The sequence below is a fragment of the Mycobacterium sp. genome, from assembly GCF_049673265.1.
In the GTDB taxonomy this organism is placed as follows: domain Bacteria; phylum Actinomycetota; class Actinomycetes; order Mycobacteriales; family Mycobacteriaceae; genus Mycobacterium.
This window is the reverse complement of sequence record NZ_JBATXN010000707.1, coordinates 1-6,425: the sequence shown is the minus strand read 5'-3', so window position 1 is coordinate 6,425 and position 6,425 is coordinate 1. Positions and strand designations below refer to the sequence as shown.

The 6,425-nt window shown below is 64.6% G+C and carries 7 protein-coding genes; 3 read left to right on the top strand and 4 right to left on the bottom strand.

The window, feature by feature from the left end; all coding sequences use genetic code 11:
* A partial coding sequence (locus WBF82_RS23975) for an MmpS family transport accessory protein (RefSeq protein WP_424385418.1) occupies window positions 1–313 on the top strand: 313 nt, incomplete at its 5' end.
* Window positions 313–948: a DUF2561 family protein gene (locus WBF82_RS23970; RefSeq protein WP_424385417.1), complete on the top strand. Its 636-nt coding sequence runs from the start codon at window positions 313–315 to the stop codon at window positions 946–948. The genes WBF82_RS23975 and WBF82_RS23970, both read left to right, overlap by 1 nt.
* Before the next feature lie 7 nt (window positions 949–955).
* Here WBF82_RS23970 and WBF82_RS23965 read toward each other — a convergent pair whose 3' ends face one another.
* The 4 genes from WBF82_RS23965 to WBF82_RS23950 are packed head-to-tail and all read right to left on the bottom strand — an operon-like array spanning window position 956 to window position 5,323.
* Complete coding sequence (locus tag WBF82_RS23965; RefSeq protein WP_424385416.1) at window positions 956–2,644, bottom strand: cytochrome b; 1,689 nt, start codon at window positions 2,642–2,644, stop codon at window positions 956–958.
* The gene (locus WBF82_RS23960; protein WP_424385415.1) at window positions 2,641–3,852 is read right to left on the bottom strand and encodes a ubiquinol-cytochrome c reductase iron-sulfur subunit; all 1,212 of its coding nucleotides are present in this window, start codon (window positions 3,850–3,852) and stop codon (window positions 2,641–2,643) included. Before WBF82_RS23960 ends, WBF82_RS23965 begins: the two co-directional genes overlap by 4 nt.
* Window positions 3,849–4,682 (bottom strand): cytochrome c, encoded by an 834-nt coding sequence (locus WBF82_RS23955; RefSeq protein WP_424385414.1) that lies wholly within the window; start codon window positions 4,680–4,682, stop codon window positions 3,849–3,851. Before WBF82_RS23955 ends, WBF82_RS23960 begins: the two co-directional genes overlap by 4 nt.
* Window positions 4,683–4,711: 29 nt before the next feature.
* Window positions 4,712–5,323, bottom strand: a complete 612-nt coding sequence (locus WBF82_RS23950; RefSeq protein WP_424385413.1) for a cytochrome c oxidase subunit 3 — start codon at window positions 5,321–5,323, stop codon at window positions 4,712–4,714.
* A gap of 86 nt (window positions 5,324–5,409) precedes the next feature.
* Between WBF82_RS23950 and trpD the strand changes: the two genes are divergently transcribed.
* The coding region (gene trpD / locus WBF82_RS23945) for an anthranilate phosphoribosyltransferase (RefSeq protein WP_424385412.1) at window positions 5,410–6,425 on the top strand (1,016 nt) is incomplete at its 3' end.

The window sequence follows — 6,425 nt, the reverse complement described above, 5'->3', positions numbered from 1 at the left end:
TCCCGCGCCGCCGGCGCCCGCCCCGCCGCCGGCCCCGGCCGGGCCCAAGCAGTACACGTATTCGGTGACCGGCACCAAGGCGCCGTTCGACCAGATCACGATCACCTACACCGATGCCTCTGGAATGCGACGGACGCTGCCCAACGTCTACATCCCGTGGACGATCACGCTCACCCCGATATCGCAGTCTGACGTCGGTTCGATTGAGGCGACGAGCTTGCTGCGACTGAGCAAGCTCAACTGCAAGATCACCGCCAGCGATGGAACGGTGTTGTCGTCGAACGAGAACAACCAACCGCAAGCGAGCTGCTAATGGCCGACAGGTACTCCGGAGCCTGGGGTCCGTGGAGCAGGGTCGCGCCGGATACCGGCGATCGGATCCTGGTGGGAGTGTGTGCCACCGTCTGGCTGGCATTGGTGGGGATGAGCGTTGCGGCCATCGTCGCGCTGATGGACCTCGGCCGCGGCTTCCACGCTGCCAAAGGGAATCCGCACGCGTCATCGGTGCTCTACGCGATCATCGTTATCTCTGCGCTGGTCATCCTTGCGGCGATCCCAATGTTGTTGCGCGCCAGGCGCACTACTCGGGACAGGCCAGTCGCACGATCGGCCGGGACGTCGGCGCGCACAGTGAGTGGGCGGCCGATCCGGTCCGGGAATGCGCCCGCGCGGACCATCACCCACCCGGGCCGTACCGAGCGGTCGACCACGTTACGGCCGGCATTGTCCGACGCGGCGGTGGACCGGATCTGGTTGCGCGGCACCGCGGCATTGATGGCCGCGATGGGCGCGGCGCTGCTCGCGGTCGCGGCGGCAACCTACTTGATGGCGATCGGCCACGACGCCATCTCGTGGACCAGCTACGGGATTGCCGGCTTCGTCACGCTGGTCATGCCGTTGGTTCCGTGGCGCCAGGTGCGGCAGCTGCGCCGCACGCTGGCCGCGTGAGATCCCGCTAGTGGTGGCCGTTCTGGCCGTTCGATGAGCCGTTACTGCCGTCTTGGTGCTCCCGCAGTGCGGTGAGGGCGCGCTGTTCGGCGGCGTGGCTGGCCTCGGCGAGTGCGGCGTCTTCGGAGACCGGATCGGCGAATAGGAAGCTGCCGGAGCCTGGCGAGCCGGCCGACCCCAGCCGGTTCATCTTGGTGGGCACCGGGGCGCCCTGGTACTCCAGCGGCAACGGGTGGCCGTGGTCGTCGACAGGGCCAAGCGGCTGGTGCAATTCGATGTAGGCGCCGTGCGGCAAGCGCTTGATGATGCCGGTCTCGATGCCGTGCTCAAGCACCGTGCGGTCGCTGCGCTGTAGCCCGATGGCCCATCGATAGGTGATGAAGTAGACGATCGGCGGCAGCACGACCATGCCAATACGCCCGATCCAGGTCGTCGCGTTCAGTGAGATATGGAATTTCAACGCGATGACGTCGTTCATTGCGCTCAGCGTGAGCACCATGTAGAACGCGATCGCCATGGCTCCAATCGCGGTGCGCACCGGCACATCTCGCGGGCGCTGCAGCAGGTTGTGGTGGGCGCGATCGCCGGTGAACCGCTTCTCCAGGAACGGATAGATGGTCAGTAGCGCGAACACCAGCCCCATGATGATCCCGACCCAGACCACCGCGGGAATCGTGTGGTGGCCAATATAGAACTCCCAGGCCGGCCAGATACGGGCCAGACCTTCGGTCCACATCATGTAGAAGTCCGGCTGGCTACCCGCCGAGACTTGGGATGGCTTGTAGGGGCCGAGATTCCAGATCGGATTGATCTGCAGCAGGCCGCCCATCAGGCCGAGGATCCCGGTGCACAGTGCGAAAAAGGCACCGGATTTGACCGCGAAGATCGGCATCACCCGCACGCCGACGACATTGTGCTCGGTGCGGCCCGGCCCGGGGAACTGGGTGTGCTTCTGGAACCAAACGAATGCCAGATGCGCGCCGATCAGCGCCAGGATGATTCCCGGTATCAGCAGGATGTGCAGGGCGTACAGGCGCGGGATGATGTAGCCCGCCGCGGTGCAGTCGTTTCCAACACCGCCGCAAGGGAAGTCACCGCCGAACAGGGCCCAGTGCAGCCAGGTACCGATTACCGGCATTCCCAACGTGATTGAGGATAGGGCGGCGCGCAGCCCGATGCCGGACAGCAGGTCGTCGGGCAGCGAGTAGCCGAAGTAGCCCTCGAACATGGACAGGATCAGCAGCAGTGAGCCAATGACCCAGTTGGCCTCGCGGGGCCGGCGAAACGCTCCGGTGAAGAAGATTCGAGCCAGGTGAACCATGATCGCCGCGGAGAACATCAGCGCGGCCCAGTGATGGACCTGGCGAACGAACAGGCCACCGCGGATCTCGAAGCTGATGTCGAGCGTGGACGCGTACGCCTTGGACATCTCCACCCCGCGCAGCGGCTGATAGACGCCGTTGTAGGTGACGTCGTTCATGGAGGGGTCGAAGAACAGCGTCAGGTAGACACCGGTCAACAGCAGGACGATGAAGCTGTACATCGCGATCTCGCCGAGTAGGAACGACCAGTGCGTCGGGAAGACCTTGTTGAGTTGGCGGCGAACTGCAGCCGACGGGTGATAGCGCGAGTCGATGTCCTCGCCTTGACGGGCCAGGACATCGCCGATCTTCGGGGGACTCAGTTTTGGACTCATGTTGTTGTGCGCTCCCAAAATGCCGGTCCGACAGGCTCGATGAAGTCGCCGTTGGCGACTAAATACCCGTCGGCGTCAATGGTGAGGGGCAGTTGTGCCAACGCGCGCGCGGCCGGCCCGAAAATCGGTTTGGCGTAATGCAGCGCGTCGAACTGCGACTGATGGCATGGGCACAGGATCCGATAGGACTGCTGCTCGTAAAGCGATGAGGGGCAACCTAAATGCGAGCAGACCTTGGTGAAGGCGAACAGCTCGCCGAAGTTGAAGCTCTCCTGGCCTTTGCGCTTCACCACCCGCGACATGTCGGTGGGCTTGATGCGGATCAGCATCACCGGATTGCGAACGGCAGTCATGATCGCTGTCAGCTTTTCGTGTGACTCCGGCGTGGTGCCGTCGCCGTCGGACTCCCGCCACGGGAAAACGGTCTCCATGCCGCCGGCCTCGATGTCCTCGGGCCGCATCTTGACGAACGGCGCGCCCAGGTGTTCGCCGGTGGCCCGCGCCACGAAGATGGTCTCGCCGTGGAATTTTGGTGTCCAGCCGGAGGTCCACAGCACGGCTTTTTTGCCGTCAGCGGTCTGAACCACCGGCTTCCACGGGTTTTTGATCAGGCCGCCGGCAAATGCGACCAGAGTGCCGAGTCCGAACGCGCCGAGCCCGGCGCCCAGCGATAGGCCGATCAGTTTGCGGCGCCGTAGCGTCGAACCCTCGAATGCGTCGGTCAGGTTGGCGACCACGGTCTTGCGGTGGATTTCCGGGGAGCCGGAGCCGGCGCCGTCGTGGCGGTCCTGAATCGAAATCTCTTCGGGGATGAACTTTTTCTGGAAAAGCACCGCGCCGACCGCGATGCACAGCACGGACATTCCGAATGTCAGGCCATACAGCGGGGTGGTCAGCGAGTAGACGAAGCTGCCATGAGATCCGTGCGGCTTGTACTCCCACGGCCAAAACAAGAAAACCAACAGCAGCGCGAACCCGAAGAACCCACCCAGCAAAAGCCAGATCGCCACCTGGCGTTCAGCGCGCTTTTCGGCCTTGGTGCCGGCTACCGGCCAGCGCGGCTCCTTGAAGACGGTTTCTACACCGTCGAGCCGGCCGCCGAGATCGACGAGTTCCTCGCGCGACATCGCGTTCAGCTCGGCATCAGTGGGCTGATCCCCAGCGTCCTTCTGGCCAGGTACGTCGGTGCCCTTGCCGCCGTCGGTCATGATCGTGCCCCAATCCAGAGCGCGGCTCCGATGACGGCGACCATCCCGATGATCCACATCGCCATGCCCTCCGGGGCGGGCCCGAAGCCCCCCAGGCCGTTACCGCCCGGACTCCGTTCCTCGGTAACGGATTTCACGTAGGCGATGATGTCTTTTTTGGCATCGAAGGAGATCTGACGGTCGGAGAACTTCGGCATGTTCTGCGGACCGGTCAGCATCGCGGTGAGGATCTGCTGCTCGTTGGCCGGTTCCAGGTCGGGCGCGAACTTGCCCGACGACAGCGCGCCGCCCTTGCCGGTGAAGTTGTGACACGAGGAGCAGTTCAACCGGAACAGATCGCCGCCGCGTCCAATGTCGTTGCCGCGCAGCGACTGCATCGCGATAGTGCCGTCGGCGTTGCGCAACACGGTGGGCCCGCCACCGTTGGCTTCCACCCACGCGCCCAACGCGTCAACTTGGTGTTCATCGAAGATCGGGTCTTTGCGGGTGGCCTGAGCCTCACCGCGTACCGCGGGCATCCGGCCGCTGGATACCTGGAAATAGACCGCGGCCTCGCCGACGCCGATCAAACTCGGCCCGCGATCGGGTACGCCTTGCAGATTGGCGCCGTGGCAGGTCACGCACGAGGTGTCGAAAAGCTGCTTGCCGGTCCGCAACAACGCCGAGGACGACTCGTCAGCGACAGCCAGTTGTGGGGTGGGGGTAAAGACCGCAGCAAGTCCGCCGGCCGCCGCAAGTGCCACCACCAGCAGCAGTCCCGCGGATAACCGGCGACGCAGGCGACGTCGCGACCGATCACTAAGCGATCGGGTCAACCCCAGTCTCTTCAACCGAGCACTCCTGTCCTTGCGCGCGCCGCTCATCGGATGAAATAAATCGTGGCGAACAGGGCGATCCAAACGATGTCGACGAAGTGCCAGTAATAGGAAACGACGATCGACGCGGTCGCCTGAGCCGGGGTGAACTTGCTCATCGTGGTACGGGCCAGCAGGAAAATGAAGGCGATCAGCCCGCCGATGACGTGTAGCCCGTGGAAGCCGGTGGCCAAGTAGAAGACGCTGCCGTAGGCGCTGCTGGGAATCGTTGTTCCGTGGCTCATCAGGTGGTGGTACTCGTAGGCCTGACCCAGGACGAAGAACAACCCCATCGCAAAGGTGACCAAATACCAGCGACGCAGCCCGAAGACGTCGCCGCGCTCGGCCGCGAAAACCCCCATCTGGCAAGTGAACGACGAGCCGATCAGCACCAGCGTGACCGGGACCGCTTGATACAGGTTCAGCTCGGTAGGCGGCGGCGGCCAGTTCCCGCCGGCCTGAGCGCGGGCGGTGAAGTACATCGCAAACAGCCCAGCAAAGAACATCAATTCACTGGAAAGCCAGACTATGGTGCCGACACTGACCATATTGGGGCGGTTAAGCGAATGTACGCGCGCCGTGATTGCAGTACCCGAGGTCCCTACCGCACTCGTCACATCCGCAAGTATGACGCTTTGTAGTTGTCGATCTCCACCCGGGGCGGCAATTGGTGGCACCCATTACCCGTGGGACCATTTTCGTTGTGGCGGTGTCAGCATCCGGGTCATCCCAGCGCCCCCCGGACGAGGCGCCGTCGTGGCCGGGGATCCTCACGGACTTGACCGAGGGCCAGAACCTGCCACGCGGCCAAGCCGGGTGGGCCATGGAGCAGATCATGACCGGGTCTGCGACACCGGCCCAGATCGCAGCGTTCGCCGTGGCGCTGAAAATGAAACTTCCGACGGCCGCGGAGGTCACCGAGCTGGCCGACGTGATGCTTGCGCACGGACTTCGACTGCCCACCGACCAGATCGGAACCGACACCGTCGATGTGGTCGGCACCGGCGGAGACGGGGTCAACACCTTCAATTTGTCCACCATGGCGGCGATCGTGGTGGCGGCGGCCGGCGTGCCGGTGGTCAAGCACGGCAACCGTGCGGCGTCCTCGCTGGCCGGCGGTGCCGACACCCTCGAGGCGCTGGGGGTGCGTATCGACCTGGACCCCGATGACGTCGCACGTAGCGTCCTCGAAATCGGGATCGGGTTTTGCTTCGCGCCGCAGTTCCATCCGTCGTACCGGCACGCATCGGTGGTTCGGCGCGAGGTTGGCGTGCCGACTGTGTTCAATTTGCTTGGGCCACTGACCAATCCGGGACGGCCTCGAGCCGGGCTGATCGGCTGTGCGTTCGCCGACCAGGCCGAGGTGGTGGCGGGGGTTTTCGCCGCGCGCGCGTCCAGCGTGTTGGTAGTACACGGCGACGACGGCCTCGACGAGCTCACTACCACCACGACCAGCACGATCTGGCGGGTGCAGGCGGGCACCGTGGAGAAGCTGACATTCGACCCGGCCGGGTTCGGGTTCGCTCGCGCCGAGCTGGACGACTTACTCGGTGGTGATGCGACGGCCAATGCGGCGGAGGCCCGCTCGGTGCTGGCCGGCGCGAAAGGCCCGGTGCGCGACGCCGTCGTGCTCAACGCCGCCGGTGCGATCGTCGCCCACGCCGGGCTATCCAGCCGCGCCGAGTGGTTGCCGGCGTGGGAAGACGGGTTGAGCCGCGC